The sequence below is a fragment of the Gordonia sp. UBA7860 genome, from assembly GCF_002500165.1.
GTDB lineage: Bacteria > Actinomycetota > Actinomycetes > Mycobacteriales > Mycobacteriaceae > Gordonia > Gordonia sputi.
The window spans coordinates 1-1,745 of record NZ_DLSO01000065.1 but is presented as its reverse complement, the minus strand read 5'-3'; the positions used below and the strand labels follow the sequence as shown (position 1 = coordinate 1,745).

1 protein-coding gene and 1 pseudogene are annotated in these 1,745 nt (G+C 66.2%); both read left to right on the top strand.

Annotated elements, in window-relative coordinates; translation table 11 throughout:
* Nucleotides 1-1,084: radical SAM family heme chaperone HemW (gene hemW / locus B3T59_RS09105; protein WP_287002057.1), on the top strand; the 1,084-nt coding region annotated here is incomplete at its 5' end.
* A gap of 63 nt (nucleotides 1,085-1,147) precedes the next feature.
* Nucleotides 1,148-1,745, top strand: a pseudogene (locus B3T59_RS09100) (GGDEF domain-containing protein); the annotation flags it as partial.

Here is a 1,745-nt window from a genome sequence, read left to right as displayed (position 1 = left end):
CTGCGACTTCAACACCTACACGGCAGGTGAACTGGGATCGTCGTCGTCTCCGGAGTCGTGGCAGGCGGCGGTTGATCGTGAAATCGATGTTGCCGCAACACTGCTCGGGTCGGCGCGGCGAGTGTCGACGGTCTTCGTCGGCGGCGGTACACCGTCGCTGCTCGGGTCCGACGGACTCGGGCGACTGCTCGACTCGGTGCGGCGTCGGTTCGATCTGACGGTCGACGCAGAGATCACCACGGAATCCAACCCGGAATCGACGTCCCCGGAGTTCTTCGACGGATTACTCGATGCGGGTTTCACGAGGGTGTCGCTGGGCATGCAGTCGGCTGCACGGCACGTACTCGCAACGCTCGATCGGACGCACACTCCCGGGCGGGCTGCTGCCGCGGCGCGTGAGGCCGCTGCGGCGGGATTCGAGCACATCAACCTCGACCTGATCTACGGCACACCGGGCGAGACCGACGATGACCTGCAGTCGAGCATCGACGCCGTGCTCGCCACGCCGGTCGACCACGTGTCTGCCTACGCTCTCATCGTCGAGGACGGCACGGCTCTCGCCCGACGCATCCGGCGCGGCGAGCTCCCCGCACCGGACGACGACGTACTCGCCGATCGCTACGTCATGCTCGACACCCAACTGCGCGCCGCGGGTCTCGACTGGTACGAGGTGTCGAACTGGGCGCGGTCGCCGGCAGCGGCATGCCGACACAACCTGGGCTATTGGCGCAGCGATGACTGGTGGGGTCTCGGTCCCGGCGCCCACTCGCACGTCAACGGCGTGCGGTGGTGGAACGTCAAGCATCCCGCGCGTTATGCGCAGCAGCTCACGGAGGGACACAGTGCGGCGGCCGACTCCGAAGAACTCACCGAGACCGATAGGCACAATGAACTCGTCATGTTGCAGCTACGGTGCCGCGCAGGGTTGCCGTCGACACTGCTGACGCGCGCGGAGCTCGACGAAGCGGATCGACAGTGTCAGATGGGGCTCCTGAGGCGATCGGGCGAGAGTCTGGTTCTGACCGACCGGGGCAGACTGCTCGCGGACGGGGTGATTCGCGAGATACTGCTGGCTGGGGAGTGATCGGCCAGCACGTGAGGGGGGACTGTGACGATCGTCGATCGGGTCCTGACAGGGTGTCGACGTGTGCAGAGCGTGTGGTCGGGACCCGACCACTACGAGTGGCTGTCCGAATACCTCGCCACGAGAGGTCGGCAGCGAGCCACAGCGCGTGTGATCGCCGTCGGTGTGCTTTTCCTCGCCGGCATCGAGGTGCTGATGATGTTCAGTCCCGCCGGTCCGACAGGCGCGGTCCAGCGCGGATGCGCACTCACGGTCGTGGCGGTGTGCGTGGCGATCTCCCTGATCTGGATTCGTCCACGATGGCCGACACGGACAGCATCGACCGTGTTCGTGCTCGTGTCGGCGGCGTGTATCGGGGTGGCCTGTGTGGTCGAGGCCGACCCGATGTCGGCGATCGCGGCGTGTGGTCTCTACGGTGTGCTCGGCGGCTACATCGGCATCTTCCACTCGGTGCGTCTGCTCGCGGTGAACCTCGCCGTCGCGTTCGGGGTATCAGCAGTGGTCGCGTTCCGCATCGCCGAGCAGATCGACGCCGTCACCGCGGTGGCGAAACTCCTCGCGGTTCTCGGTGGCATCACGGTCATTCCGATTCTGTGCCAGTTGCTCCTCGAGAGGCTGGGACCCGATGCGATCAATTCCGATACCGACGCGCTGACCGGGC